Annotated in this window: 24 protein-coding genes; 6 read left to right on the forward strand and 18 right to left on the reverse strand. The window is 64.1% G+C overall.

The features are described from left to right. Positions 1–18: 18 nt before the first annotated feature. Positions 19–456, reverse strand: coding sequence for a cupin domain-containing protein (locus HB630_RS09690; protein ID WP_213772023.1), 438 nt, complete (start codon positions 454–456; stop codon positions 19–21). 13 nt (positions 457–469) lie between these two features. Next, positions 470–1,237: a hydroxyacylglutathione hydrolase gene (gene gloB, locus HB630_RS09695; protein ID WP_213772024.1), complete on the reverse strand. Its 768-nt coding sequence runs from the start codon at positions 1,235–1,237 to the stop codon at positions 470–472. Between the two features lie 135 nt (positions 1,238–1,372). Here gloB and HB630_RS09700 point away from each other — a divergent pair, with 135 nt between their 5' ends. After that, positions 1,373–2,110, forward strand: coding sequence for a methyltransferase domain-containing protein (locus HB630_RS09700; protein ID WP_213772025.1), 738 nt, complete (start codon positions 1,373–1,375; stop codon positions 2,108–2,110). Positions 2,111–2,279: 169 nt separating this feature from the next. Here HB630_RS09700 and HB630_RS09705 read toward each other — a convergent pair whose 3' ends face one another. From HB630_RS09705 to HB630_RS09725, 5 genes are all read right to left on the reverse strand, one after another. Continuing rightward, positions 2,280–3,008 (reverse strand): DUF4167 domain-containing protein, encoded by a 729-nt coding sequence (locus HB630_RS09705; RefSeq protein WP_213772026.1) that lies wholly within the window; start codon positions 3,006–3,008, stop codon positions 2,280–2,282. Positions 3,009–3,543: 535 nt separating this feature from the next. After that, entirely contained in the window at positions 3,544–4,428 is an 885-nt protein-coding gene (gene prmC, locus HB630_RS09710; protein ID WP_213772027.1) for a peptide chain release factor N(5)-glutamine methyltransferase, read from the reverse strand. A gap of 115 nt (positions 4,429–4,543) precedes the next feature. Beyond that, entirely contained in the window at positions 4,544–5,629 is a 1,086-nt protein-coding gene (prfA, locus tag HB630_RS09715) for a peptide chain release factor 1 (RefSeq protein WP_213772028.1), read from the reverse strand. A gap of 48 nt (positions 5,630–5,677) precedes the next feature. Next, positions 5,678–7,945, reverse strand: a complete 2,268-nt coding sequence (gene ptsP, locus HB630_RS09720; protein WP_213772029.1) for a phosphoenolpyruvate--protein phosphotransferase — start codon at positions 7,943–7,945, stop codon at positions 5,678–5,680. Positions 7,946–8,375: 430 nt separating this feature from the next. Continuing rightward, a complete protein-coding gene (locus HB630_RS09725; RefSeq protein WP_213772030.1) occupies positions 8,376–9,629 on the reverse strand; it encodes an aspartate kinase in 1,254 nt (417 codons plus the stop codon). Positions 9,630–9,788: 159 nt separating this feature from the next. Between HB630_RS09725 and HB630_RS09730 the strand changes: the two genes are divergently transcribed. From HB630_RS09730 to HB630_RS09740, 3 genes are all read left to right on the forward strand, one after another. Further along, positions 9,789–10,256, forward strand: coding sequence for a PH domain-containing protein (locus HB630_RS09730; RefSeq protein ID WP_213772031.1), 468 nt, complete (start codon positions 9,789–9,791; stop codon positions 10,254–10,256). An 18-nt stretch (positions 10,257–10,274) separates the two neighbouring features. After that, a complete protein-coding gene (gene ubiG / locus HB630_RS09735) occupies positions 10,275–11,063 on the forward strand; it encodes a bifunctional 2-polyprenyl-6-hydroxyphenol methylase/3-demethylubiquinol 3-O-methyltransferase UbiG (RefSeq protein WP_213772032.1) in 789 nt (262 codons plus the stop codon). Between the two features lie 127 nt (positions 11,064–11,190). Continuing rightward, positions 11,191–12,090: an EamA/RhaT family transporter gene (locus HB630_RS09740; RefSeq protein WP_213772033.1), complete on the forward strand. Its 900-nt coding sequence runs from the start codon at positions 11,191–11,193 to the stop codon at positions 12,088–12,090. A gap of 121 nt (positions 12,091–12,211) precedes the next feature. Here HB630_RS09740 and HB630_RS09745 read toward each other — a convergent pair whose 3' ends face one another. The 4 genes from HB630_RS09745 to HB630_RS09760 are packed head-to-tail and all read right to left on the reverse strand — an operon-like array spanning position 12,212 to position 14,681. Further along, positions 12,212–12,694 carry a DUF1178 family protein gene (locus HB630_RS09745; protein ID WP_213772034.1) on the reverse strand — a complete coding sequence of 161 codons (483 nt, stop codon included), beginning with the start codon at positions 12,692–12,694 and terminating at the stop codon, positions 12,212–12,214. Beyond that, a complete protein-coding gene (locus HB630_RS09750; RefSeq protein WP_213772035.1) occupies positions 12,691–13,569 on the reverse strand; it encodes a carbon-nitrogen hydrolase family protein in 879 nt (292 codons plus the stop codon). Before HB630_RS09750 ends, HB630_RS09745 begins: the two co-directional genes overlap by 4 nt. After that, positions 13,566–13,841, reverse strand: coding sequence for a glutaredoxin 3 (grxC, locus tag HB630_RS09755; protein ID WP_213772036.1), 276 nt, complete (start codon positions 13,839–13,841; stop codon positions 13,566–13,568). The genes HB630_RS09750 and grxC overlap by 4 nt, the downstream gene beginning before the upstream one ends. Before the next feature lie 30 nt (positions 13,842–13,871). Continuing rightward, positions 13,872–14,681, reverse strand: coding sequence for a ComF family protein (locus tag HB630_RS09760; protein WP_213772037.1), 810 nt, complete (start codon positions 14,679–14,681; stop codon positions 13,872–13,874). Positions 14,682–14,763: 82 nt separating this feature from the next. On the opposite strand from HB630_RS09760, the gene HB630_RS09765 reads away from it, so the two are divergent. Beyond that, positions 14,764–15,621, forward strand: coding sequence for a methyltransferase domain-containing protein (locus HB630_RS09765; RefSeq protein WP_213772038.1), 858 nt, complete (start codon positions 14,764–14,766; stop codon positions 15,619–15,621). Between the two features lie 142 nt (positions 15,622–15,763). Here HB630_RS09765 and mutT read toward each other — a convergent pair whose 3' ends face one another. From mutT to HB630_RS09780, 3 genes are all read right to left on the reverse strand, one after another. After that, complete coding sequence (mutT, locus tag HB630_RS09770) at positions 15,764–16,174, reverse strand: 8-oxo-dGTP diphosphatase MutT (protein ID WP_213772039.1); 411 nt, start codon at positions 16,172–16,174, stop codon at positions 15,764–15,766. A 21-nt stretch (positions 16,175–16,195) separates the two neighbouring features. Then, a complete protein-coding gene (gene argJ / locus HB630_RS09775; RefSeq protein ID WP_213772040.1) occupies positions 16,196–17,440 on the reverse strand; it encodes a bifunctional glutamate N-acetyltransferase/amino-acid acetyltransferase ArgJ in 1,245 nt (414 codons plus the stop codon). A 223-nt stretch (positions 17,441–17,663) separates the two neighbouring features. Next, positions 17,664–18,587 carry a peptidylprolyl isomerase gene (locus tag HB630_RS09780; RefSeq protein WP_213772041.1) on the reverse strand — a complete coding sequence of 308 codons (924 nt, stop codon included), beginning with the start codon at positions 18,585–18,587 and terminating at the stop codon, positions 17,664–17,666. Between the two features lie 335 nt (positions 18,588–18,922). On the opposite strand from HB630_RS09780, the gene secA reads away from it, so the two are divergent. After that, positions 18,923–21,760 carry a preprotein translocase subunit SecA gene (secA, locus tag HB630_RS09785; protein ID WP_213772042.1) on the forward strand — a complete coding sequence of 946 codons (2,838 nt, stop codon included), beginning with the start codon at positions 18,923–18,925 and terminating at the stop codon, positions 21,758–21,760. A 278-nt stretch (positions 21,761–22,038) separates the two neighbouring features. Here the strand turns inward: secA and HB630_RS09790 are convergent, their stop codons facing one another. The 4 genes from HB630_RS09790 to HB630_RS09805 all read right to left on the reverse strand — a co-directional run bounded on the left by HB630_RS09790 (position 22,039) and on the right by HB630_RS09805 (position 26,197). Then, positions 22,039–23,505: a murein L,D-transpeptidase family protein gene (locus HB630_RS09790; RefSeq protein WP_213772043.1), complete on the reverse strand. Its 1,467-nt coding sequence runs from the start codon at positions 23,503–23,505 to the stop codon at positions 22,039–22,041. Between the two features lie 261 nt (positions 23,506–23,766). Further along, positions 23,767–24,729, reverse strand: a complete 963-nt coding sequence (locus HB630_RS09795; protein WP_213772044.1) for an acetyl-CoA carboxylase carboxyltransferase subunit alpha — start codon at positions 24,727–24,729, stop codon at positions 23,767–23,769. Positions 24,730–24,958: 229 nt separating this feature from the next. Continuing rightward, positions 24,959–25,942, reverse strand: a complete 984-nt coding sequence (locus tag HB630_RS09800; protein WP_213772398.1) for a site-specific tyrosine recombinase — start codon at positions 25,940–25,942, stop codon at positions 24,959–24,961. Between the two features lie 108 nt (positions 25,943–26,050). Continuing rightward, positions 26,051–26,197 carry a histidine kinase gene (locus tag HB630_RS09805; protein WP_213772045.1) on the reverse strand — a complete coding sequence of 49 codons (147 nt, stop codon included), beginning with the start codon at positions 26,195–26,197 and terminating at the stop codon, positions 26,051–26,053. Positions 26,198–26,257: the final 60 nt, after the last annotated feature.

Raw genomic sequence — 26,257 nt, forward strand, 5'->3', positions numbered from 1 at the left:
GCTCGCGTTTAAGGCTTGCTACGGACGGTTTGTTGGCGTCCATCCTTTCGGCGCCAGCTCGAAGGTCGCGAAATCGAAACCCGGCGCCACCGTGCATCCGACCAGCGTCCAGTCGCCGGTGCTTTCGGCCGCCTGCCACGCCTGCGCCGGCACGATGGCCTGCGGTGTTTCACCGGCGGCAAGATCGGGGCCGAGTTGGATGGTGCTCCGACCGTCGCCATCGGCGATCTGCAATATCAGCGCGTGGCCCGCGTAATAGTGCCAGATCTCCGCCGCGTCGATGCGATGCCAGTGCGAGCGCTCGCCGCGCGCGAGCAGGAAATAGATCGCGGTCGAGACAGCGCGTCCGCCGGCGTCGCGGTGCCCGTCGCGAAAGGTCTCGCGATAATGGCCACCTTCGGGATGCGGCTTGAGGCCAAGGCGTGCGATGATGTCGGCGGCGGTCATCGCTTGCATCGGGATTTGTCCGTCAGGATTTGTTCTTGCGCTCGCGCAACTCGCCGAACACCTCGATGGCGCTCGCCCCCTTCATGTGCAGACCGGCGGCGACGGCAGGTTCATCGGCGCGCAGGAACACATTGGCCTTCTTCTCGTCGCCGAGTTTGGCCGGGATGGTCGGCTGGTTGGCAGCGCGCAACCGCGTCACTTCTTCGGCGCGCGCTTTCAGCGCCGGATTGTCCGGCTCGACCGTCAGCGCGAATTTGATGTTCGATGCGGTGTATTCATGCCCGCAATAGAGATTGAAGTCGTCGGGCAGTGCGCGCAGCTTCAACAGCGAGTCCCACATCATCGGATAGGTGCCCTCGAACACCCGTCCGCAGCCGATCGAGAACAGCGTATCGGCCGCGAACAGCGCCTTTTCATTGTCGAAGACATAGCTGACATGGTCCAGCGTATGGCCCGGCGTTTCCAGCACGCGCGCCAGCAGGCTGCCGATCTTGAGCACGTCGCCCTGGGCGGTGCGCTGGTCGACATCGGCAATCTTGGTCGTCTTGTCGTGGGGCGCCACCACGCGGCATCCGTATTTCTGCTTCAGCTCTGCGACGCCGCCGACATGGTCGTGATGATGATGGGTGATCAGGATGTCGGTCAGCGTCCATCCTTCGCGTTCGAGCGCCTTGATGATCGGGGCTGCTTCGGGAGCGTCGATCGAGGCGGTCGCCTTGGTGGCGGAGTCGTGGATCAGGTAGCCGAAATTGTCGGTCAGGCAGGGGAACAGGCGAATCTCGGCGGCCATGACAGCTCCTCGGTCCAGATATGGCGGCAGCACTGAGCGCAGCCACAAGAAGTCCCGATTTATGGCGTTAACGCCAAATCGGCAAGGCGATATTGAGGCGCGCCGATGAGGTCCGGGGCATGTTAGATTGGCGTCATGAGCATCGACGTCATCGATCTTCGCGATTTCTATTCGCAGCGCCTCGGCGTCGTGGCGCGGCAGTTGATCAATCGCGGCATCCGGGCGCGCTGGCCGAAAGCGGATGGCCAGCGCGTGCTTGGCCTCGGCTATCCCACGCCCTATCTCGGATTGTTTCGCGAAGACAGCGAACGCTGCATCGCGTTCATGCCGGCGGCGCAAGGCGTGTTGAAGTGGCCGACCGAGCGGCCGACGCTGGCGACATTGGTCGACGAAATGTCGCTGCCGTTGCCGGACGCGGCCGTCGACCGGATCCTGCTGGTTCATGCGCTGGAAATGTCCGACGATCCCGATGGTCTGCTGCGCGAGGTGTGGCGGGTGCTGGCGCCGTCGGGCCGGATGATGGCGGTGATACCGAACCGGCGCGGGCTGTGGACGCGCACCGACAATACGCCGTTCGGTCACGGCCGGCCCTATTCGCGCTCGCAGATCACGCAATTGCTGCGGCAGGCCTGGTTTACGCCGACGGCGTGGGGCGAGGCGCTGTTCATGCCGCCGGTTGCGGGCGGCTGGTTCCTGCGCTCGGCGATGGCGTGGGAGCGCGCCGGCGCGGCGTTGTCGATGCCATTCGCCGGCGTGCATATCGTGGAAGCGACCAAGCAGGTCTATCGCCCGATCCCGGCCCGCCGCGAAAGCAAGCGGCTGATCCCGGCGCTAAGGCCGGTGCTGGCGCCGCCGTCGCCGGCCAGGGGATAATTTTGCAAGGATAGGTTTGCTTTGCGGGATGGATGGGTAAAGGCGCAACTGCGCGCCGCCCTTCAGTTCATCCAACAAACAAAAAAGGGTGGGCACGCTGCGCGTTGCCCACCCTACGGACTCCCGGAATGACGATCGTGCTTTCGAACGCGATCGTCAGGCCAGTTGCCTATTCGCCCGGATTGAAATCTTCGCCCTGGGGTGCCGGCGCGGCCATGTTGTTGTCGGGGCGCGGGCCGTGCGGCCGGCGCCGGCGGCGCGGCGGAAACCGTTCGCCGCCGCCATTGCCCTCGTAGCCGCCAGGGGCGCCGTTGACGGGCGGCTGCGCGCCGCCGGTGATGAACGAGGGCAGGCGGTCGACGCCCCCATTGTCGGCTACTACCGGCTGCGGCTGCTGTTGCGGCTGGTACTGGGGCTGCTGCCGATGCTCGCGATTATGGTTGTGCTCGCGGGGCTGATGCTGCTGCTCGCGCGGATAGGGTTGATTGTCGCGCGGAACGAACGGCTGTTGCTGCACCGGAACGAAGCCGGGCTCCTGCCCGAAATTCGAATAATCGCCTTCGTCGTCGCCGTCCTCCGTGGACGACGTCTCGCTGTCGATGCGCGGTTGCGGCTGGTTCTGCCGCAACTGTTCCTGGGCCGCAGCGATCAGGCGAAAATAATGTTCGGCATGCTGATAGTAATTTTCGGCGGCAACCGGATCGCCGGAAGAGCGCGCGTCGCGCGCCAGTTGCACGTATTTTTCGGCAACATGGGACGCGGTGCCGCGAATCTTGATGTCGGGTCCGTTGGACTCGAACACCCGGGTCATCGGGTTCTGGCCGCGCCGGTTGTTATTGTTGTTATTATTATTGTTGTTCCGGTTACGCATCCGCTTGTTGTTTTGACCGTTTCTCATGTCCTGCCTTTATTCCAGCCCTGAAGTTTTACGCCTCGAAACCTAACGTCTTGGGGTTGTTCGCCTTGAAGGGTTAAACACCTTGAATTGCCGGTATCATCGGATTGCCGGTATCGTTTGGCCCGGCGCAATTCGCGTCACAGGCACAATGGCGGTGCAGTTCGATTCCACACCCGTTTCGCCATACGTCTCGGTCAACAAAGACGCGATCCCCCACAGCCCGGCACACGACACGCCGGCTGCATCAAATCATTCCGCCTGCCAAAACGAACACAGGTTTGTCGCGTGAGCTTTCAAGCGCAATAACAGGCTTTCGTTCGCTTTGCGGTCAGCAGCAGCGTAGCTCTTAAAAGCCGTCGCGCTTGATGAGACCTGCGTTTTTGGAACCCTTACCCGGGGCGGGCTCTCGCTCTGAGAACTCTGGCCTTCACCCGTGTGGTAGCTACGGGGCCAGTAACCCTGGACCGATGTTGTGAGGGAACGTAGTCGCTCCCGCCGGATATTCCAAGTGGTTTTTTTGCACCTCAATCAGGCTTTATGGGGGCAATTTCAGGCCCGCGACAGCGCGCGGAATGCCTGCCAGGTCGGCCTTGGGCGGCCTTTCATGTATTAACCCTGTTGCTGTCATCAATCGTTCAACCTGGCCGCTTTGGCCGCGCCCCACCTCCACGGCGAGAACCCCGTTGGGCGCGAGAAGCGAAGCTGCCTGCGGGATCAGCGTGCGATAGGCGGCAAGTCCGTCCGGACCGCCGTCCAGCGCGCGATGCGGGTCGTGATCGCGAACTTCCGCGGCGAGGCCGGCGATGTCATTGGTGCGGATATAGGGCGGATTCGACACGATCAGATCGAAGCCGCCGCCCAATGCCGATGCATAGTCGCACGCAACAAAGCCGGCGCGATCGCTTAAACCGAGCCGGGCGGCATTGGTCCTCGCAGCCGACAGCGCGGCGCCGCTGATATCTGTGCCTATGCCATAGGCATCCGGCAGCTCGGACAACAGCGCCAGCAAGATCGCGCCGGATCCGGTGCCGATATCGGCGATCGACCTGCGCCGGTCCGGGCGAGGTGCGGCGCGCAACATTTCCAGGGCCAACTCAACCACCGTCTCGGTGTCAGGCCGCGGCACCAGCGTCGCCGGCGACAATTGCAGCGGCAGCCCCCAGAATTCCTTGGCCGCGAGAATCCGCGCGACCGGTTCGCCCGCAAGGCGGCGGCGGACGAAATCTTCGAGGCGCGCAGCTTCCGCCGCGGTCAATTGCCGCGCGGCCTGCGCGATCAGGCCGGTCAGATCGAGATTCAATCCGGCGCCGATCAGAATCCGCGCGTCGAGTTCGGCGGTATCGATGGCGGCGGATTCGAATCGCCTCGTCACAGCGCGCCGCGCGATCTCGATGGTTTGCCCGGCGAGGGAATCGCTCACGCGACATGCCCGCTCAAAATCGCGCGACCGGGGTTATGGGTCCCTGCGTTCGCAGGGACGACGCCGAGATTGTTGCCCAGTCGCGGCGATGGCCAGGACGACAGCAGGGCGGCGCTCACGCCGCGGCGCCCTGGGCGGCAAGCTGGGCCGCCTGATGTTCCGTCGTCAAGGCGTCGATGAGTTCGCCCAGCGCCTCGCCCGAGATCACCTGCGGCAGCTTGTAGAGCGTGAGGTTGATGCGGTGATCGGTGACGCGCCCTTGCGGGAAATTATAGGTGCGGATGCGCTCCGAGCGGTCGCCGGAGCCGACCTTCTCGCGGCGATCGGCCGAACGCGCCGTATCGATGCGCTGGCGTTCGGCATCGTAGATGCGGGAGCGCAGGATGTTCATCGCCGACGCGCGGTTCTTGTGCTGCGAGCGGCTGTCCTGCATCATCACCACGATGCCGGTCGGAATATGGGTGATGCGGATCGCTGATTCGGTCTTGTTGACGTGCTGGCCGCCGGCGCCCTGGGCGCGCATGGTATCGATCTTGAGATCGTCGCTCTTGATGTCGACGTCGACCTCCTCGACCTCCGGCAGCACGGCCACGGTCGCCGCCGAGGTGTGAATGCGGCCCTGCGTCTCGGTATCGGGCACGCGCTGCACCCGGTGTACGCCGGATTCGAATTTCAGTTTTGCGAAGGCGCCGCGGCCGCGCACCTCGGCGATGATTTCCTTGTAGCCGCCCATCGTGCCTTCGCTGGCCGAGACCACCTCGACCTTCCAGCCCTGCAGGCTGGCGAAGCGTTCATACATCCGGAACAGGTCGCCGGCGAACAGCGAGGCTTCGTCGCCGCCGGTGCCGGCGCGGATTTCCAGCACCACGTTGCGGTCGTCCATGGCGTCCTTGGGGAGAAGCGCGATGCGAATCTGCTGTTCGAGCTCGACCACGCGCGCATGCAGCGAATCGAGCTCGGCTTCCGCCATGCCGCGCATGTCGGGCTCGGTCGCGGGATCGGCGATCAGCGTTTCGGTGTCGGCAATCTCGGCGCGGGCGGCGCGATAGGCTTTCACGGCGTCGATCAGCGGATTGAGCTCGGCGAGCTCGCGCGTGATGCGCACGTAGTTCTCCGAATTCACCTGGCCCAGCAGTTCGGCCTCGAGCGAGGCATGGTGCGCCAGCAGGACATCAAGTTTGGCTTCTGGAAGCGTCGACATGGTTTGGTCTCGAATCACGAAGAGGGCGCCACACAAAGACGGGCGCAGCTACAACGCAAGCCCCTCGGCCTCGGCGAATTCGATCAGCTTCTGGCGGATCGAGACGCTGCCGGACGGCGCGTCGAGCAACGGCATTATCATCGCTTCGGCTTTCCTGGCGTCGAGATCGAGGATCATGGCCTTGACCGGGCCATGCCCGGTCGCCGACAGGGATAAAGAGCGATAACCCAGTGCGATCAGCGCCAGCGCGCCGATCGGCTTCGACGCCATCTCGCCGCACAGCGACGCTGATTTCTTGGCCGCTTGCGCTTTTTGCACGATATCGCGCAACGCCCGCAGGATCGGCGCCCCCATCGTGTCGAACCGCTCCGAAACCTTGGCGTTGCCGCGATCGACCGCGAACAGGAACTGGAACAGGTCGTTCGATCCCACCGAGACGAAATCGACCTTCTTCAGGAGTTCGTCGAGCTGGTAGAGCAGCGCCGGCACTTCCACCATGGTGCCGATATCGATGCGTTCCGGCAGCGCATGGCCATGCTGGCGCAGATAGGTCAGCTCGCGCTCGACCATGCCTTTGGCGAGGTCGAATTCGGCCACTTCGGTAATCATCGGGAACATGATGCGCAGGGCCCGGCCGCCGCCGGCGCGCAGCAGCGCGCGGATCTGGCCGCGCAACAGCCCCGGCCGGTCGAGACCGAGCCTTATCGCGCGCCAGCCGAGTGCGGGGTTTTCCTCGATCACGGCTTCCATATAGGGCAGCGCCTTGTCGCCGCCGATGTCGAGGGTGCGGAACGTCACCGGCTTGGAGCCGGCGGCGTCCAGCACCGTGCGGTAGAGCGCGAGCTGGTCGCTGGATCGCGGCAGGCTCTGCCCGACCATGAATTGCAGCTCGGTGCGGAACAGGCCGATGCCGGCGCTGCCGGTGTCGTCGATATGGGGCAGGTCGATGGTGAGGCCGGCATTGATCATGAGTTCGACCGGCTGGCCGTCCTTGGTCACGCAGGGCTTGTCGCGCAGCGCCGAATATTGCGCCTGCCGCCGGGCGCGGAACCGCACCCGCTCGGCATAGGCCGATTCGATTTCCACCGACGGCCGGACATAGATCTCGCCCGAGGTGCCGTCGACGATGATGGCGTCGCCGGGATCGGCGATGCCCGGCGCGTTCGGCACCTCGCCGACCGCGGGAATGCCGAGCGCGCGCGCCACGATCGAAACGTGGGAATTGGCGGTGCCTTCCTCCAGCACCAGTCCGCGCAGGCGCTTGCGGTCGTAGTCGAGCAGCGCCGCGGGCCCCATCGCGCGCGCGATCAGGATGGCGTTGTCGGGCAGTTGCTCGCGCGACGGCGCGTGATCCTGCCCGACCAGTTGCCGCATCAGCCGGTGGCCGAGATCCTCGAGGTCATGCAGGCGGTCGCGCAGATAGGGATCGGTGGAGCGCAGCATGCGGGCGCGGGTGTCGGATTGCACGCGTTCGACGGCGGCTTCCGCGGTGAGGCCGGTGGCGACCGCCTCGTGCAGCTTGTGCGACCAGCCATGATCGTTGGCGAACATCCGATAGGCCTCCAGCACCTCGCGGTGCTCGCCGCCATCGGCGACGTCGCCGCGCTCCAGCATGCGGTCAAGATCGGCGCGCAGCTTGGCCAGCGCGGCGTCGAGCCGCTTGATTTCCTTCGGCAGGTCCTCTGCGATGTAATTGGTGATGACGACGCGCGGCTCGTGCAGCACCACATGGCCGAGCGCGATGCCGTCGGACAGGATCGCGCCGGTCTTGTGCAGCGAATGCCGCGCGGCGGGCTCGGCGCCGGGCTGCGCCAGCGCGGACAATTCGCCTGAGGCGATCATCTCCGCCAGCACCATCGCCGTGGTTTGCAGCGCCTCGACTTCCTCCTCGACATAGGTGCGCTTGGCGCGGTTCTGCACCACCAGCACGCCGAGCGTGTTGCCGGCGCGCAGAATCGGAACGCCGAGGAAGGAGTGATAGATTTCTTCGCCGGTCTCCGGGCGGAACGAGAACGCCGGGTGGCTTTGCGCGTCGCTTAGATTGAGCGGCGTCGCCTCGCTCGCCACGAGACCGACAAGGCCTTCATGCGCGCTCAGGACGGTGCGATGCACCGCGTCGCGGTTGAGACCTTCGGTGGCATAGAGTTCCAGCGTGTTGTCGACGCGCAGCACATAGACCGAGCAGACTTCGGCCACCATGTTGGCCGCGATCAGCACCACGATCTTGTCCAGCCGCTCCTGGGCCGAGACCTGCTCCGCCATGGTTTCGCGGAGCCGTCTCAACAAGACGCGGGGACCTCCCGACGCGCTCCGCATAGGTCGAAACCCTCCTCCGTGAACCCAGCCCGCCGGGTGGCCGGGAGCTGGCGTTAAACCCAGACAAAACAACAATTTTATTCATTCGGCGCCGTCACAAGCCATCGAATGAGCCTTGGAAACCGGCCGAATCGGAGAACCGAAACTGCGTTGCAGTCTACGGCAGCCCGCCCGTCAGGCCGTATAGCGAATTGAGGCTTGTTTTGCCAAGCAAAACGCCTGCCAGAGACAATAATGTCTCCACGAGCCCAATGCTGCGGGCGCTAAGAGAAAAACGTTCTAAACTTTGGCCGAACGCTGTCGATTTCCGAGCGCAGCGCGCCGCAGGGCGTGGCTTCCGCCAAAGCCGCGTCTGGAAAACGCGTCAAAACAAGGAAAATGGGCTTGGTTCTGATTCGATCGGAACCGAAAAGGCGCTAAAATCGTGGCTTCAGGCCTGGTCGAGACCGTAAAGCGTGTGCAGCGTGCGCACCGCGAGTTCGGTATAGGCTGCGTCGATCAGCACCGAAAACTTGATTTCGGAGGTGGTGATGGCGCGGATATTGATGTTGCGCGCGGCCAGCGCCCCGAATGCCTGGGCCGCGACGCCGGCATGGCTGCGCATGCCGCTGCCGATCACCGAGACCTTGGCAACGTCGGTGGCGCTGTCGAGCCGGGCGTAGCCGATCTTGCCCTTGGCCGAACTGATGGTGTCGCGGGCGCGGTTATAGTCCGAGGCCGGGACCGTGAAGGTGAGGTCGGTGGTCTTGCCGTCTTCCGAGACGTTCTGCACGATCATGTCGACATTGATATTGGCATCCGCGAGCGGGCCGAAGATCGAGGCGGCGACGCCCGGCTTGTCCTCGATCTGGCGCACGGAAATCTGGGCCTCGTCCTTGGAAAAGGCGATGCCGGTGACAACGTGGCTTTCCATGATTTCCTCCTCGCTGCAGATCAGCGTGCCCGGCGGCGTTCCGTGCGGGTCGATATCTTCGGGCTTGTCGAAACTGGAGCGGACGAAGATCGGCATGTTATGCACCATGCCGAGTTCGACCGAACGGACCTGCAATACCTTCGCGCCCTGCGAGGCCAGTTCCAGCATGTCCTCGAACGCGATCCTGTCGAGCCGGCGCGCCTTGAGAACCACGCGCGGGTCGGTCGTATAGACGCCGTCGACGTCGGTATAGATATCGCAGCGGTCGGCATGGATCGCGGCGGCGATCGCGACCGCCGAGGTGTCGGAGCCGCCGCGCCCGAGCGTGGTGATTCGCCCGCTCTCCCGGTTGATCCCCTGGAAGCCGGCGATGACGGCGACTTCCTTGCGTTCCTTGAAACGGCTGATCAGTTCGGTGCCGTCGATCTCGAGGATTCGCGCCGAGGCATGGGCGTCACTGGTCAGAATCGGAATCTGCCAGCCCTGCCATGAACGCGCCTGGATGCCGATCGCCTGCAGCGCGATCGCGAGCAGTCCGGACGTGACCTGTTCCCCGGACGCCACCACGGCGTCGTATTCGCGGGCGTCGTGCATCGGCGAGGCGTCGCGGCACCATTCCACCAGCTCGTTGGTTTTGCCGGCCATCGCCGAGACCACCACGGCGACATCGTGCCCGGCATCCACCTCGCGCTTCACGTGGAGCGCGACGTTGCGGATGCGGTCGAGATTGGCGACGGACGTGCCGCCGAATTTCATGACGAGGCGACCCATGACGGCGCGCTTATTCCTCAACAGGATAAATAGGGTGGCCCGCACAGAAAGCAAAAGCGCGGGGACCGAAAGGCGCGTATACATAGCGGCGCGGCCGGGGGCAAGCGGGTTCCTCCTGATTTGAGGAGGGCCCCGGCGCTGGGATCAAGGCTTTGAAGTATGGGGCGTTATATCGACGATATTCTGCAGCCCGGCGAGAAGGTGCTGTATTCGACCAACGCGCATTGGATATTCTACGGACCGGCGGTCGCGGCCTGGATCGTGGTTGTGGCGCTTCTCGTGATGTCGCGCATGACCACGACGGACGGTATCATTCTATTGTGCCTGCTGGCTTCCGCCGCGGTGGCGCTGGCGGCGTTGTACTGGACCGTCAAGGCCTGGTTCCATCGCTGGACCACCGAGACCGACGTCACCAATCTGCGGGTGGTCCACAAGGCCGGTTTCATCAAGCGCCGGACCTTCGAAATGAGCCTCGACAAGGTCGAAAGCGTCGATGTTAACCAAACCATTCTCGGCCGTATCCTGAACTACGGCGACGTTACGGTACGGGGCGTCGGCGAGGGAGCCGAGACGATCAAGATGATTGCCTCGCCGCTCGATTTCCGCAATCACATCACGGCGCGGTAAGGAGCGGCGCGTTCATCCATGTCTACGCAACAACAGAGTTTTCCGGCCCAGAACGGTCCCGACGATGTTTCGGTCGCCGTGGGCAGCACGGTCGACCCGGCCGAAGTCGCGAAATTTTCCAAACTGTCGGAACAGTGGTGGGATCCGAACGGCAAGATGGCGCCGTTGCACAAGATCAACCCGCTGCGGCTAACCTATATCCGCGACGCCGCCTGCCGCAAGTTCGAACGCAACGTCAAAAGCCTGAGCTGCCTGTCGGACCTGCGCGTCCTCGATATCGGCTGCGGCGCCGGCCTGCTGTGCGAGCCGCTGACGCGGCTCGGCGCGCAGGTGATCGGCGTCGACCCGTCAGCCAGCAATATCGCGGCCGCCAAACTGCATGCCGACAAGGGGCACCTCTCGATCGACTATCGCTGCACCACGGTCGAGCAGATGGATGTGCGCGAGCGCTTCGATATCGTACTGGCGATGGAAGTGGTCGAGCATGTCGCCGATGTCGGCGTGTTCCTCAACCGCTGCACGGCGATGCTGAAGCCCGGCGGCATGATGGTGCTCTCGACGCTGAACCGCAACTGGAAGAGCTTTGCGCTTGCCATCGTCGGCGCCGAATATGTCCTGCGCTGGCTGCCGCGCGGCACCCATCAATGGGACAAGTTCGTCACGCCGAGCGAACTCGCGCGCTATCTGCTCGACAACAAGCTCGTCATCACCGAGGAAACCGGCGTGGTCTACAGCCCGTTCGCGGACCGCTGGAGCCTCTCCTCCGACACCGATGTGAATTACATGGTGATCGCGGAGTGGGCTTAAAGAAGTTTTTTGATGTGTCGTCCCTGCGTTCGCAGGGACGACAGGCTCGTCATGCGCGGGTTTGGTTGACCGCGTCAGCCATGCCCGGCACGGCGGCCGACTTTAGCCGCCAGCCAAATCCCCCTGCATGATCAGCATCGCCGCGCTCTGGATTCCCTTTACGATCATTGCCGCGCTGGGACAGGTCGCGCGTAATGCGATGCAGCGCAGCCTGACCGGGCCGCTCGGCACCTGGGGCGCGACCAACATCCGCTTTCTGTTCGGCTTCCCGTTCTCGCTGGTTTTCTTCCTCGCGGTGATTCTTGCGACCGGCGACGCCGTGCCGTGGCCGTTCGCGGCGTTCTGGCCGTGGTTGATGCTGGGCGCGCTCAGCCAGATCGTCGCCACCGGCTTGATGCTGCTCGCCATGAACGACCGCTCGTTCGTGGTGACGACGGCCTATCTCAAGACCGAGGCGATCCAGACTGCGATCTTCGGCTTCGTCTTTCTCGGCGATCATCTCACCGTTCTGAAAGTGATCGCGATCCTGATTGCATCGGTCGGCGTGATCATCACCGCGCTGCGGCCGGGCGCGGAAAAAAGCTTCGCCGAACTGAAGCCGACCGTCACCGGCCTGGTCGCGGCGGCGGCGTTTGCCTTGTCGGCGATCGGTTTTCGCGGCGCCATCCTCACCGTGCCGGGCGTTTCTTTCGTGACGGCCGCGTCTTACACGCTGGTGCTCGGCCTGTTCGTGCAGACGCTGGTGCTGACCATCTATCTGCTGGCGCGCGCGCCCGGGATATTGCGGAAAATTGTCGGCCTGTGGCGGCCGTCATTGTTCGCCGGCTTCATGGGCGCGTTCGCTTCGCAATTCTGGTTCCTGGCGTTCGCACTCACCGCCGCTGCCAATGTGCGCACGCTGGCGCTGATCGAGGTGCTGTTCGCGCAAGCCGTGGCGTATTACTCGTTCAAGCAGCCGCTCTCGGCGCGCGAGCTTTCCGGCATCGCGCTGATCGTGGTTGGGGTCGGGATGTTGGTAGCGGTGTAGAACCCGCGTCGTCATTCCGGGGCGATGCAAAACATCGAACTCCGATGTGCAATGGCACATCGGAGAATCTCGAGATTCCGGGCTCACGCGAAGACGCGTGCCCCGGAATGACGCTGACGCGTCAATTCCTATCGTCGGGCAGTACCGGCAGCGGCGACACCTCGATACCTTCCTCGACCAACGCGCGGGCTTCGTCGGGCGAGGCCTCGCCATAGATCGGGCGATGCTCGATATCGCCATAATGCATCTTGCGGGCTTCGTTCGGAAAGCGCTCGCCGACATTGTCGGCGTTCTTGACGATGTGATCGCGCAATTCCTTGAGTTTGGCGCGCAACTCGCGCTCCTGCGCCATCATCAGCGGCGTCGCCGCAGCCGCCGGCGCTGCTGCAGTCTCGGCGGCGACGGGCGCCGGCGCGGGAACGGCGTCGCCGCGGCCCTTCTTGCCGACGATCTGCGGGGCCATGATGGCGCGCTCGATCCTGTCGGAACCGCAGACCGGACAGCCGATCAGCTTGCGCTTCTCCTGCGCCTCATACGCCGAGGAACTTTGAAACCAGCTTTCGAATGCATGGCCGCGCTCGCAGCGCAGGTTGTAGTGGATCATGCCGAGCCCCGCACCAGGTGCAGATGTTCGGGCCCTGCCTTGGGATCGGCGACGCTGAAGCGCCTTCCATGCTGCAACGACGGGATCGCCTTGCGCGCGGCCTCGACCCTCGCCGGATCGATCTTGGCCAGGAAAACGCCGGGCTCGACACCGCCTTCGGCAAGGATTTCGCCCCAGGGCGCGACGATCAGCGAATGGCCATAGGTCTCGCGCTTGTTCTCGTGCAGGCCGGCCTGCGCCGCCGCGAACACGAAGCAGCCATTCTCGATGGCGCGGGCGCGCAACAGCGTATGCCAATGCGCCTCGCCGGTCTTGCGGGTGAAGGCGGAGGGCACGGTAAGAAACGACGCGCCGGCTTCGGCCAGCGCGCGGTACAGCGCCGGAAAACGCACGTCGTAGCAGATCGTCAGGCCCATGCGGCCCCACGGCAGATCCGCGATCACGGCGGTTTCGCCCGGCTGATAATTGGCGGATTCGTGATAGCTCTCGCCGTTCCCCAGATCGATGTCGAACATGTGGATCTTGTCGTAGCTCGCGATCACACCGCCGTCCGGTCCGATCAGGAACGAGCGATTGACGGCCCGTTCGGCGGAAGCGCGCAAGGCCAGCGAGCCGATATGCAGGTGGATCTTCAGTTCGGCCGCGAGCGCGCGATAGGCTTTCAGCGAGAGATCGTCTTCCTCGGCGGCGAGATGCTCGAACAGCGCCGTGCGGTTCAATTGCATCATGTTGCTGACCTCGGGCGTCAGCACATAATCGGCGCCCTGGGCCGCGGCTTCGCGGATCAACCTGCTGCCCTGTTCGAGGTTTGGCTCCGGCAACAGCCCGGTGCGCATCTGCACCATGGCGGCGGTGAAGCTGAGGTCGGTGCTCATGAGCTGGCCTTTTCGCCGGCGAGCAACGCATCGAGCTTGCCCTCGCGGTCGAGCGCGTAAAGCTCGTCGCAGCCGCCGACATGGAGTTCGCCGATAAAGATTTGCGGGAAGGTCGAGCCGGCGCCGGCGCGGTCATACATTTGCTGGCGCAGCGCGGGATCGGTCGCGACGTTGAGTTCGGTGAACGCGGTTTTCTTCCGCGTCAACAGCGACTTGGCCGCGCTGCAATAGCCGCAGCCCGGACGGGTGTAGATTTCGATGGCAGCGGTCATGGCTTGCTCGGGTTTGCAAAGGAGCCTGAATTATATGGGAGTTTTATGGGTATCCACAACCCGCGCAAACACCAGCACGTCGACGGAAGCCGCCTTGGCGCGCAACAGCGCCCGCGCGCAGGCGTCGACGGTGGCTCCGGAGGTCAGGACATCGTCGATCAGGACCACGCGGCGGCCTGCAATGTCGCCGTTGCGGTCGTTCGCGACCTTGAACGCGCCCTGCACATTGCTGGCGCGTTGCGCGCGCGACAGCCCGACCTGCTGCTCGGTCGGCCGCACCCGCCGCAGCGCTTCCGAAGCCAGCCTGACGCCGCTCTGCCGCTCGATCACCCGCGCCAGCGCGCCCGACTGGTTGTAACGGCGCGACCAGCCGCGCCGCCAATGCAGCGGGACCGGGACCAGGATGTCGGCTTGCTCGAGCAGTTCGTGGCCGGCGCGTGCCATCCAGCGGCCCATCGTGGGGGCCAGGTCGGTGCGGTCCTGGTATTTCAGCGCATGCACCAGCACGCGCGCGACGTCGTCATAGCGCACCGCGGCGCGGGCGCGCGCATAGGCCGGCGGGTTGGCGATCGCTTCCATCGACAGCAATTCAGGACCGGGATCGTAAATGAAGGGAATGCCGAGCCGCGGGCAAAACGGCGGCGCAATGAACGACATCTTGGCCCAGCAGGCCGCGCAGACGCCTTCACCGCTGACCGGCTCGCGGCAAGCCACGCACAGCGTCGGCAGCGCGATATCGAGCGCGAGTTTTGCCGCCTGCGACCACGCCCCGCGGCAAGCGCCGAGCGCGCCGCGCAAATGGCCGGAGATCGACCGGGATGGCAGGGTTTCGGCTTCCATAGGCGGTAAGGTTAGCCTTGGCGCGCCGGGCGCTCAAGCGCGCCGGATTGCCAGAACAGGGGCGGGCGGCGTACCAACGCGCATGGCCAACACCAGCGAAGCCACTGCCGCACCCCTGCTGTTCGACCGCGCCCTGCTGCAAACGCGGCAAAGCCGCGCGCGTAAGCTTGGGCCCGCGATGTTCCTGCTGGATCGGGTCGCGGAAGACATCGGCGAGCGGCTGCAAGCGGTGCTGCGCGATTTCTCCGATGTCGCGGATGTCTGGACGCCGGGCGATTTGCTGCGGGGGCCGGTCCGCGATCGCTTCAAGAGCGCGACGCATGTCGATCCCGATGGCTCGCCGCGGGAGGCGCTGCCGCTGCGGCCGGCATCGCTCGATCTCGCCATCTCCGGGCTGGCTTTTCAATTCGTCAACGACCTGCCGGGCGTGCTCAGCCAGATCCGCCGCGCCTTGAAGCCCGATGGGCTGCTGCTGGCGGCGATGATCGGCGGCGACACATTGACGGAACTCCGGCAATCCTTTGCCGCGGCGGAGGCCGAGCGCGAAGGCGGCGTCTCGCCGCGCGTCGCGCCATTCGCCGATCTGCGCGACGTGGGAGGCCTGTTGCAACGCGCTGGTTTCGCGCTGCCGGTCACCGATCTCGATCACCTTGTGGTGCGCTACGACAACGCGTTCGCGCTGATGGCCGATCTGCGGCGCATGGGCGCGACCAATATCCTGTTCGAGCGGCGGCGAACGCCGACCCGCCGCGCGACGCTGTTGCGGATGGCGCAGATTTACAGTGAGCGTTTCGCCGACGCGGACGGCCGCATCCGCGCCACCTTCGATGTGATCTGGCTGTCGGGCTGGGCGCCGCATGAGAGCCAGCCCAAGCCGCTGAAGCCGGGATCGGCGAAAGCCAGCCTGGAAGCGGCGGTGAAGCGGGCGCCGAAGACTTGAACCGACGTGCGGCGAAATCCAGCCATTGTCATTGTCGGGCTTGAACCCGGCAATCCATCCGCCTGGTAACAACTCTTCCCGGAGGTCGATGGATGCGCCGGTCAAGCCCGCACATGACGATCAGGGGCGTTGCGCCTCCGCCTCACATCAGCAAATCGACCAGATGCGGGATCAGCGGAATGTCCGCCGCCGGCATCGGATAGTCGCGCAATTTATTGGCGCGGACCCAGGCCAGGTTCTGGCCCTCGCGCGCGATCGCGATCCCTTCCCAGCGCCGGCAGATATAGAGCGGCATCAGCAGATGAAAATTCTCATAGGCGTGGCTGGCGAAGGTCAGCGGCGCCAGGCATGGCTCGCTCACGGTGATGCCGATCTCTTCCTGCAATTCGCGGATCAGCGTCTGTTCCGGCCGCTCGCCGGGCTCGATCTTGCCGCCGGGAAATTCCCACAGGCCAGCCATCGCCTTGCCTTCGGGGCGCTGCGCGATCAGCACCCGCTTGTCGGCATCGACCAGCGCGCAGGCCACGACGAGGGTGAGCTTGAGATCAGCCATGCTCGGCGCATGCCTTCGGGTTCATGAGCGGTAATCGCCGTTGATCGCGACATATTCCTTGGTGAGGTCGCAGGTCAGCACGCGGTCGCGGCCTTTGCCCAGGCCCAGCCCGACCTTGATCTGGATCTTCGGATTCTTCATCGCGGCGGAAACTTCCGCCTCGTCATAGGACGGATCGCGCGCGCCGCTTTTGGCGACGCGGATGCCGTTGAAGGAGATCGCGAGCTTGTCGCGGTTGGCGGGCTCGCCGGCCTTGCCGACCGCCATCACCACGCGGCCCCAATTGGCGTCCTCGCCGGCGATCGCCGTCTTCACCAGCGGCGAATTCGCGATCGACATCGCGATCCTGCGCGCGGATGCTTTCGTCGTCGCGCCCTCGACCACGATTTCGACCAGCTTGCGCGCGCCTTCGCCGTCGCGGGCGACCTGTTCGGCGAGATCGGCGAGCACAGCGTGGAAGGCCTTGGTGAATGCCTTCAGGCGCGGGTCGCTGGCGCGGCTGATCTTCGGCGCCCCATGCGCGGCGGCCGCGCCGGTGGCAAACGCCAGCAGCGTATCCGATGTCGAGGTGTCGCCGTCGATGGTGACGGCGTTGAACGTGTCGTCGACGCCGGCCTTGAGCAGCGATTGCAGCGCGCCGGCTGAGATCGGCGCATCGGTGAAGATGAACGACAGCATCGTCGCCATGTCGGGCGCGATCATGCCGGCGCCCTTGGCCATGCCGTTGATCGTGACCGTGGCCTTGCCGAGCTTCACCCTAGCGGTCGCAACCTTGGGGAAGGTGTCGGTGGTCATGATCGCCCTGGCCGCTTCCATCCATTCGCCCGATACGGCCTGTTCGGCGAGCGAGCCGAGCACACCGTCGAATTTGGTCGCATCGAGCGGCTCGCCGATCACGCCGGTCGAGGCGAGAAACACCTCGCCCACGCCGCATCGCAGCGCCTTGGCGGCGATCTGGGCGGTCAGCGCCGTCGCCTGCCGGCCGCTTTTGCCGGTGAACGCGTTGGCGTTGCCGGAATTCACCACCAGCGCCCGCGCCTTGCCGCCGCCGGAAAGCTTGCTGCGGCACCACTCGACCGGAGCCGACGGGCATTTCGATTTGGTGAACACGCCGGCGACCGTGGTGCCGGGATCCATCATGGCGAGCAGCACGTCGGTGCGGCCCTTGTAGCGAATGCCGGCGGCGGCGGTGGCGAGCTTCACCCCGTCGACGACGGGCATATCGGGGACATCGGTCGGGGCGAGCGGGGAGACGGCAGTGGACATGCGTGAATTCCGCAAAACAGCAGGATGAAATCAGTCGTCAGGACTCAGAACATAACGGTCCGCCTTGCGCGCAGATGCGTAAATTTGTCCGCGCTTCCGGCCAGCCATACTTTGCTCACCACGTCTTTGCTCGCGTAACGAGGTTTAAGACGGTGATGGCCGGGACAAGCCCGGCCATCACGATGCTAAATACTATTGGCTGCGAAGAAGTGACAGCAGATTTTTACTTCTTGGCGGGCGCCATCTTGGAGTCCTTCGCCGCGTCGGGCGCCGGGGCGGCCGGGGTCGCCGGCGTGTTGGCGGCCTGGTCCAGACGCTCGATCTTGGCGCCTTCCCGCAGCTTGGCGACGTAATCGGCCTGCGCCTTGCGCGCGACATAGGTCTCGATCTGGGCCTTGACCTGGTTGAAGTCGGGCGCCTGGCGGTTGCGCTTTTCCTCGACCTTGATGATGTGCCAGCCGAATTGCGACTTCACCGGGTCGGAAATCTTGCCGGGTTCGAGCGCGAAGGCGACGGCGGAGAATTCCGGCACCATCTGGTCCTTGGTGAAGAAACCGAGATCGCCGCCGTCCGACGCGCCCGGATCCTTGGATTTCTTCTTGGCCAACTCGGCGAAATCGGCGCCGTTCTTGAGTTCCTTCTCGATTTCCTTGGCCTCGTCCTCGGTCTCGACCAGGATATGCCGGGCATGGACTTCCTGCTCGCCGGTGATCTGCTTGGCGGCGTCGTCATAGACCTTCTTCATGGCATCGTCGGTGGTCGCCGCCTTGCCTTCGGTCGCCAGCAGGCTGTCCATCAACAGCCGGTTACGGGCGAAAGCGAGCCGCTTCTTGAACTCCTCGCTGTCTTCGACCTTCTTGTCCTCGGCCGCCTTGGCGACGAGTTTCATGTCGATCAGGAACGCGATCAGGTTTTCCTGCTTGGTCGCGGGATCCATCTTGTCGAGGCTCGGCCCCAGTTCCTCTTCAGCGATCGCCATGTCGCTCTGGCGGATCTCCGAGCCATTGACCTTGGCGAGCACCGGGTTGGCGTCGTCGGCGCGCACCGGGGAGTTTGCGAACAGAATCATTGCGAGACAGCCCGCCATTGCGGCAGAGGCCAGGCCAAGGCGCAGGCCGGTTTTCGTTTCCGGAAACGAGGTGGTCATGAAAGATCCTTTTGGGGCTGTTTGAGCGGGCGGACACTCGCCCAATCGCGGGGCCTTGGCAACGCGAAAGTCTGTCATAAAGGATGAATTCCTTGACAGCTTCGCGTTGTTGACAAGGCCCGGACCCAGCCATATCTCTGCCGAAACCCGGACAGCGGCAAGGGCGTTTGTCGGCTGTGCTTCTGGCCGCTGAACCTTGGATTGCTGAATTCCAGCTCATTTGACGGTCGCTGCCGGATCGGGGCCAGCGCCGTGATGTGTCACGACGAGTTGATAGGTGCCCCGGTGAACCGATTTATGGCTGCTACGCCGACCCGCACAGACAGGAATTTGGTATGATCGGCGCGCTTGCCCGGAGGTTTTTCGGTTCCGCCAACGACCGGCGGGTCAAAGGGTATCAAGCCCGGGTCGATGCCATCAATGCGCTTGAGCCCGAAATCGCGGCGTTGTCCGACGAAGCGCTGAAAGCGCGCACCGGCGAATTCCGCAAGGCGCTGGCGGAAGGCAAGACCCTCGACGACCTTCTGGTGCCGGCCTTCGCGACCGTCCGCGAGGCGGCGAAGCGCACGCTCGGCCAACGGCATTTCGATGTGCAGTTGATCGGCGGCATGGTGCTGCACGAAGGCGATATCGCCGAGATGAAGACCGGCGAAGGCAAGACGCTGGTCGCGACGCTGGCGGTCTATCTCAACGCGCTGGCCGGCAAGGGCGTCCACGTCGTCACCGTCAACGACTACCTCGCCAGCCGCGACTCCGGCTGGATGGGGCAGATCTACGGTTTCCTCGGCCTCACCACCGGCGTGATCGTCCACGGCCTCGACGACGCCGAGCGCAAGGAAGCCTACGCGCGCGACATCACCTACGGCACCAACAACGAATACGGCTTCGACTATCTGCGCGACAACATGAAGTACCGCCTGGAGGACATGGTCCAGCGCGGTCACTTCTACGCCATCGTCGACGAGGTCGATTCGATCCTGATCGATGAGGCGCGCACGCCGCTGATCATTTCCGGGCCGCTCGACGACCGCTCGGAATTCTACAACACCATCGACACCTTCATGCCGAAGCTGCAAAAGGTCGCCGATTACGAGGTCGACGAGAAGCAGCGTTCGGTGACGCTGACCGAAGCCGGCATGGAAAAGATCGAAGTTCTGCTGCGCGACGCCGGCCAGCTCAAGGGCGATTCGCTCTATGACGTCGAGAACGTCTCGGTGGTGCATCATATCAACCAGGCGCTGCGCGCGCATTCGCTGTTCCAGCGCGACAAGGATTACATCGTCCGCGACGGCGAGGTCGTCATCATCGACGAGTTCACCGGCCGCATGATGCAGGGCCGCCGCTATTCCGAGGGTCTGCACCAGGCGTTGGAAGCCAAGGAGCATGTCCAGGTCCAGCCGGAAAACCAGACGCTGGCCTCGATCACCTTCCAGAATTATTTCCGGATGTACGAGAAGCTCTCCGGCATGACCGGCACGGCGCTGACCGAAGCCGACGAATTATTCGACATCTACAAGCTCGAAGTGGTGGAGATCCCGACCAACCTGCCGGTGGCGCGTCTCGACGAAGACGATGAGGTCTATCGCACCCAGAACGAGAAACATGGGGCGATCATGGCCGAGATCGAACGCGCCAACGCGCGGCTGCAACCGGTATTGGTCGGCACCGCTTCGATCGAAAAATCCGAGGTGCTGGCCGAGTACCTGAAAAAGAACGGCTACAAGCAGATCGATTTCGGCGCCGAATCCGGAATGGACAAGCTTTACGCAGCAGCCCGCGCCGGCAAGCCGGCCAAGCTGTTCGCGGTGTTGAATGCGCGCTTCCACGAGCAGGAAGCCTATATCGTCGCGGAAGCCGGCGTGCCCGGCGCGATCACGATCGCGACCAACATGGCCGGCCGCGGCACCGACATCAAGCTCGGCGGCTCGCTCGAGATGCGGATCCAGCAGGAGACCGGCGGTATCACCGACGAGGCCGAGAAGGCCGCCAAGATCGAGCAGATCAAGGCCGATATCGAACGCTTCCGCAACATCGTGCTCAAGGCCGAGGATGTCATCGAGATCGAACCCGCCAAGGGATCGAAGCCGGCCAGGACCGTGACCCGGCCGGGCGGGCTCTACATCATCGGCTCCGAGCGCCATGAATCGCGGCGCATCGACAACCAGTTGCGCGGCCGCTCGGGACGCCAGGGCGATCCCGGACGCTCGAAATTCTTCCTGTCGCTGGAAGACGATCTGATGCGGATTTTCGGCTCCGACCGGCTCGACACCATGCTGACGCGGCTTGGCCTGAAAGAGGGCGAGGCCATCATCCATCCCTGGATCAACAAGGCGCTGGAGAAAGCGCAGCAGAAGGTCGAGGCGCGCAACTTCGACATCCGCAAGAATCTGCTGAAATATGACGACGTCCAGAACGATCAGCGCAAGGTGATCTTCGAGCAGCGCGTCGATCTGATGAAGGATGACAGTGTCGCCGAGACTGTCGCCGACATGCGACACGCTTTTGTCGAGGACGTCGTCACCAAGCACGTGCCCGAACACGCCTATGCCGAGCAATGGGACGTTGCCGGCCTGAAGGAAGAATTGAAGCGCGTCCTCGAGATCGATCTGCCGGTCGATGAATGGGCCAAGGAAGAAGGCATCGCCGACGAGGAATTGCTGTCGCGCATCGAGAGCCGCGTCGACGAGCACATGGCGGCCAAGGTGGCGCAATGGGGCCCGGACGTGATGCGTTATGTCGAAAAGACGATCCTGCTGCAAACGCTGGATCATCTATGGCGCGAGCACCTGGTGATGCTCGATCATCTGCGTCAGGTGATCGGGCTGCGCGGCTACGGCCAGCGCGATCCGTTGCAGGAGTACAAGTCGGAAGCCTTCAGCCTGTTCGAGGCGATGATCGCTCACCTGCGCGAGGCGGTGACGGCGCAACTGATGCGCGTCGAGATCGTGCCGCCGGAAGAGCCACAGCCGGTGCTGCTGGCGATGGAAGCGCACAAGCTCGATCCGAACACCGGGGAAGACGAAATGGCCTTCGCCGACGCTTCGCTAGTGCCGGCGGTAACCGCTGCCCGCGATCCCAAAAATCCGGCGACCTGGGGCAAGGTCGGCCGCAACGAGGACTGCCCCTGCGGCTCCGGCAAGAAGTACAAGCACTGCCACGGCAGATATGCCTGAGCGAATCAGGCGAGATACGCTGACATCATCACTTAAGATCTTGTGATAATTGGATGCGTAGCAACCATTAAGCCCCACCGTCATTCCGGGATGGTCCGCAGGGACTTAGACCCCAGACGCGCAATTGCGCATCGGGGAATCTCGCGATTCCGGGTTCGATGCGATGCTGTACATCGAACCGGAATGACGACGGTACTTCACGGCTACTTCATCGGGCTGCGGCTTCCGCGGACCCGATGGCATTCTCCGGAAATGGCATTCCCCGGAACGACCGCCTGTTAGCGCGTCGCCGAGAAGCGGCTGTTGAATGAGTTCGACTGCACGACCGGCTGAGCGCCAGCGACCAGCGTGTCTTGTTGTGCAGGGGCCGCCGCAGCCGTTGCGGGCTTATCGGTTGCCGAGGGTTTCGGTGCCGGCTTGGTCGCGGCTTGCTGGGTTTCGGGTTTTGCCGCCTCGGGGCGTGCCGGCACGCCGCGTCGGGCTTCGATCACTTTCGGCTTGGCCGGAGCGGCGGGAGGCGGCGGTGGCATGGCCGCCGTGGTGTCGGCGGCCGCGGCGCCGAAGCCGACCTTGTGGGCCAGGTTATGGAAGAATCCGTCAGATGGCGCATTTGCATTCGGTGCTGCCGCGGCCACTCTCGTTGCCGGCGGCGTGACCGCAACGACCGGCTGCTGTTCGTCGGGCTGCGCCAGATTCGGCGGGTGCGGCGGATTGACGTGATCGATCGGGATCGTTCCGGGCAGCCGCTCATGCACCAGCGAAAGGCCTTGGCCGCCTTCGGACAATCCGGTGTTGCCGTCGGGCAGCGCCGCGGCGAAGATCTTGTTCATGCCGCCGTCGATCCCGGTATTCATCCTCGCGACCGGCGTTCCCTTGGAAACCAGCTTGGCGAATTCGGCGTCGTCCTGCTCCTGTTTCTGGCGCACGGCGTCGGCGATTTCATCCGGGATCACATAGGCCGGGCATTTGGCCGAGGCATCGAACACAGGGTCCTTGGTCGCATTTGGCGCCCTCGCCGCGTCAAAGACGTATTTCTTTTCGCAGAAATCGACCTTCGGCTCCTGTTTCGTCACCTCGAAATGATCGTTGCCTTCCTTGATCATGCGCCAGAACGGCATGTTCGGGTTGTTGCGGTGCCTAGCCATGTTCACCGGCGTCATCCGGAACGGATAGGCCTGGAACTGGAAGGCGCGCTGGCCGCCGAAGAATGATTCCCGCCCCAGCGAATAGATTTCCGCGATCTGTTCGTCGGTCATGGCGTAGCAGCCGCGCGACGAGCAGTCGCCATGCACCATCAGTTCGGAGCCGGTGCGGCCCAGCGCCTTGTCGAAGGCGTTGGGGAAGCCGGTGTTGAACGAAAGATAATAGGCCGATTGCGGGTTCATCTGCGCCGGCGAGATCGAGTAAAAGCCCTCCGGCGCCTGGCGGTCGCCCTCGCGGACCTTGGGGCCCAGATCGCCCGACCAGCGGCAGATCGGATAGGTTTTCAGGAGCGCGAAGCGGCCGGACCGGTCCTGCTTCCAGATCTCCAGTTCCGCCTCTTCCTTGAACAGCCGGACCAGGATCGGCGACTGCAGATCCATGTTCTTTTCGTTGATCGCGGCGACCAGCTTCGGGGAAACCGGTTGATTGGCCTTGGCGTTATTGGCGAGCGAGACTTCGTCGCTGTTGCAGCCGGCCAGCAGCGCACCGGCCGCCAGCGCGACCGATGTGATAAGTGCGCGAACCAGCGAGCGATGGATCAATGCGAAGCTCCACACCCAACGGGCAATTCCACGCCCCAACTATAGTGTCCGTGCCCTGAAGCCATTGTTTAAAATACTACTCTTCGGGTCCCCCGCTCGCAAGCCGACCGGGGCGTGGCAGCGGGTTCCTGGCCCGGCATGGTCAACAAGGATTAAATACCGGGCTGTGGGCCTAATTGCGGCCAAAACCGCCGATTTTTGCAAGATGCAAGCGGTTCTAGTCCGCGCCGAGGGTCAGGCGCAAAGCCGCGGCCGCGCCGCTCAGGCCAGCTTCCGGCCGATATCGAGGAATTTCTGACGTCGCTGCTGGCGGATCGCGTCTGGGCTAAGGCCGCGCAGCTCGCTGAAGGCTTGGGCGATCGCCTCGCCGGTGGCCGCGATCATGGCTTGCGGGTCGCGATGGGCGCCGCCCGGCGGCTCCTTCAGGATGGAATCGATCACGCCAAACCGCAGCATGTCCTGCGCCGTGATCTTCATGCTGGTCGCCGCTTCCTGGGCCTTGGTCCCGTCGCGCCACAGGATCGAGGACGCCGCTTCCGGCGAGATCACGCTGTAAATGGCATGTTCGAGCATCAGGACGCGGTTGGCCGTCGTGATCGCGATGGCGCCGCCGGACATGCCCTCGCCGGTGATGATCGCGACATTGGGCACGCGCAGCGCCAGGCAGGCGTCGGTCGACCGCGCGATCGCCTCGGCCTGTCCGCGCTCCTCGGCGCCGATGCCGGGATAGGCGCCGGCGGAATCGACGATCGACAGCACGGGAATGCCGAAGCGCTCCGCCATCTCCATCAGGCGCACCGCCTTGCGGTAGCCTTCGGGGCGCGCCATGCCGAAATTATGCTTGATGCGGGATTCGGTGCTGGCGCCCTTTTCCTGGCCCATCACGCAGATGCTCTCGCCGTGGAAACGGCCGAAGCCGCCGATCAGCGCGGCGTCCTCGCCGAATTTGCGGTCGCCGGCGAGCGGGGTGAATTCGGTGATCAGGCCGCCGATGAAATCGGTCAAATGCGGCCGCTGCGGATGCCGCGCGACCAGCGTCTTCTGCCACGGCGTCAGATTGGCGTAGAGGTCGCTCAGCGCCTGCGCCGACTTCTCCTCCAGCCGCGAAATTTCCTCGTTGATGTCGCTGCCGGTCACCGCCAGCATGCGCAGTTCGTCGACCTTGGAGTCGAGTTCGGCGACGGGCTTTTCAAAGTCGAGATAGCTGCGCATGTGATCCGGCATCAAAGCAATATAAGGACGAACGCGATTCGGCGCGAAGCGGCTTCGGGCGATTTGAAGAAGGTAATGATCTTCAATTGGTTAGCGTGTATTTCGGGGTGCGGTGAGGCCGGTTCGGTGGGACGCTGGCGGAAACGCCCGCAGGCGGGCGGATGGCTCTTTCGCGGCAGAACGCGCCCAAGTCAAGGTGCCAAGTCGAGGTGTCCCGGCAAGGCAGTGCTTCGGCGTGAGGTTATTTCTCCGCCAGCGGATGCAGGTCGCGCACCAGGCTTTTCAGGCGCTCCTCGACCACATGGGTATAAATCTGGGTGGTCGAGATATCGGTGTGGCCGAGCAGTGTCTGCACGATGCGCAGGTCCGCGCCGTTGTGCAGGAGGTGGCTGGCGAAGGCGTGGCGCAGCACATGCGGGCTGACCAGCCGCGGGGCGAGCCCGGTAGAGGCTGCCAGTTCCTTCAGGTCGCGCGCGAAATGCTGACGGGTCAGGTGCCCGCTTTCGCCAAAGGACGGAAACAGCCATTTCGAGGCCGGCGAGGCCGGATTGTCTTTTGATGCCGGGGCGCCTTTGTTCTTTTCGCCCTTGAGCCCCTGCATCGCCGCAAGGTAATCGACCATCGCCTGCCGCGAAGCCTGGTTCAGCGGCACCAGCCGTTCCTTGCCGCCCTTGCCGCGCACCACGATCATGCTGGTATCGCGGCGCGAGGCCGACAGCGGCAGCGCCACCAGTTCGGAGACCCGAAGGCCGGTAGCGTAGAGCACTTCGAGCAGGCAATAGAGGCGGATCGCGCGAAGCCGTTGCTGCGCGGAAGCCTCCGGCACGGCGGCAAGCTCCTTGGCGCGCGTCAGCAGGCGGTCGACGTCCGATATCGACAGCACTTTGGGCAGGCCGCGGCCGCGCTTCGGGCCGGACAGGATCGCCGCGGGATCGTCGCTGCGGATGCGTTCGTTGAGCAGGAAACGAAACAGATGCCGGGTCGCCGACAGCCTTCGCGCCACGCTCGACGACTTGAATCCGCGCGTATCGAGATCGGCGAGGTAGTCGCGCAGCGCCTGGGTTTCGGCCTTGGCAAGGGTTTGGCCGCTGCGGCCGAGGAATTCGGAAAGGTCGGTGAGATCGCGGCGATAGGCATCGATCGTGTTGTCGCCGGCGCCCTGTTCCGCCGCCAGCATGTCGAGGAACAGGCCGATCAGCTTGGCGTCAGAATTCTTGGAACCCAGATTCTTGGAACCCATCGGTCACCGCCGTCCCCGCAACGCGCCGGCCCCTCCGTCAGGGCGAAGCCGCACCGGATGCGCCGCTCGCATCCGCAAGCCGGACCGTAGCTTCTATTTCTTGAGAAATTTGTCGGGCGGGATCGTGACGGTCATTTGCCGCGGCTTCGGATTGACGAAGTTGGCGAGGGCGAAGATCACCCCATAGACAATCCCGCAGATGAGGGCGACGACCGTCAGAAAGCGGAACAGGCTGGGCATCGGCGAAGGCCTTTGGCAGGCGTATTGATCACGGAATCATCAGCTTAGCGGCAGGTGACC

The organism is Bradyrhizobium sp. dw_78, assembly GCF_018449525.1.
Taxonomy (GTDB): Bacteria; Pseudomonadota; Alphaproteobacteria; order Rhizobiales; family Xanthobacteraceae; genus Bradyrhizobium.

Coding starts and splice junctions, on each gene's coding strand:
- HB630_RS09690 (WP_213772023.1), bottom strand. CDS start 456: ATGCAAGCGATGACCGCCGCCGACATCATCGCACGCCTTGGCCTCAAG.
- gloB (WP_213772024.1), bottom strand. CDS start 1,237: ATGGCCGCCGAGATTCGCCTGTTCCCCTGCCTGACCGACAATTTCGGC.
- HB630_RS09700 (WP_213772025.1), top strand. CDS start 1,373: ATGAGCATCGACGTCATCGATCTTCGCGATTTCTATTCGCAGCGCCTC.
- HB630_RS09705 (WP_213772026.1), bottom strand. CDS start 3,008: ATGAGAAACGGTCAAAACAACAAGCGGATGCGTAACCGGAACAACAAT.
- prfA (WP_213772028.1), bottom strand. CDS start 5,629: ATGTCGACGCTTCCAGAAGCCAAACTTGATGTCCTGCTGGCGCACCAT.
- ptsP (WP_213772029.1), bottom strand. CDS start 7,945: ATGCGGAGCGCGTCGGGAGGTCCCCGCGTCTTGTTGAGACGGCTCCGC.
- HB630_RS09725 (WP_213772030.1), bottom strand. CDS start 9,629: ATGGGTCGCCTCGTCATGAAATTCGGCGGCACGTCCGTCGCCAATCTC.
- HB630_RS09730 (WP_213772031.1), top strand. CDS start 9,789: ATGGGGCGTTATATCGACGATATTCTGCAGCCCGGCGAGAAGGTGCTG.
- ubiG (WP_213772032.1), top strand. CDS start 10,275: ATGTCTACGCAACAACAGAGTTTTCCGGCCCAGAACGGTCCCGACGAT.
- HB630_RS09740 (WP_213772033.1), top strand. CDS start 11,191: ATGATCAGCATCGCCGCGCTCTGGATTCCCTTTACGATCATTGCCGCG.
- HB630_RS09745 (WP_213772034.1), bottom strand. CDS start 12,694: ATGATCCACTACAACCTGCGCTGCGAGCGCGGCCATGCATTCGAAAGC.
- HB630_RS09750 (WP_213772035.1), bottom strand. CDS start 13,569: ATGAGCACCGACCTCAGCTTCACCGCCGCCATGGTGCAGATGCGCACC.
- grxC (WP_213772036.1), bottom strand. CDS start 13,841: ATGACCGCTGCCATCGAAATCTACACCCGTCCGGGCTGCGGCTATTGC.
- HB630_RS09760 (WP_213772037.1), bottom strand. CDS start 14,681: ATGGAAGCCGAAACCCTGCCATCCCGGTCGATCTCCGGCCATTTGCGC.
- HB630_RS09765 (WP_213772038.1), top strand. CDS start 14,764: ATGGCCAACACCAGCGAAGCCACTGCCGCACCCCTGCTGTTCGACCGC.
- mutT (WP_213772039.1), bottom strand. CDS start 16,174: ATGGCTGATCTCAAGCTCACCCTCGTCGTGGCCTGCGCGCTGGTCGAT.
- argJ (WP_213772040.1), bottom strand. CDS start 17,440: ATGTCCACTGCCGTCTCCCCGCTCGCCCCGACCGATGTCCCCGATATG.
- HB630_RS09780 (WP_213772041.1), bottom strand. CDS start 18,587: ATGACCACCTCGTTTCCGGAAACGAAAACCGGCCTGCGCCTTGGCCTG.
- secA (WP_213772042.1), top strand. CDS start 18,923: ATGATCGGCGCGCTTGCCCGGAGGTTTTTCGGTTCCGCCAACGACCGG.
- HB630_RS09795 (WP_213772044.1), bottom strand. CDS start 24,729: ATGCCGGATCACATGCGCAGCTATCTCGACTTTGAAAAGCCCGTCGCC.
- HB630_RS09805 (WP_213772045.1), bottom strand. CDS start 26,197: ATGCCCAGCCTGTTCCGCTTTCTGACGGTCGTCGCCCTCATCTGCGGG.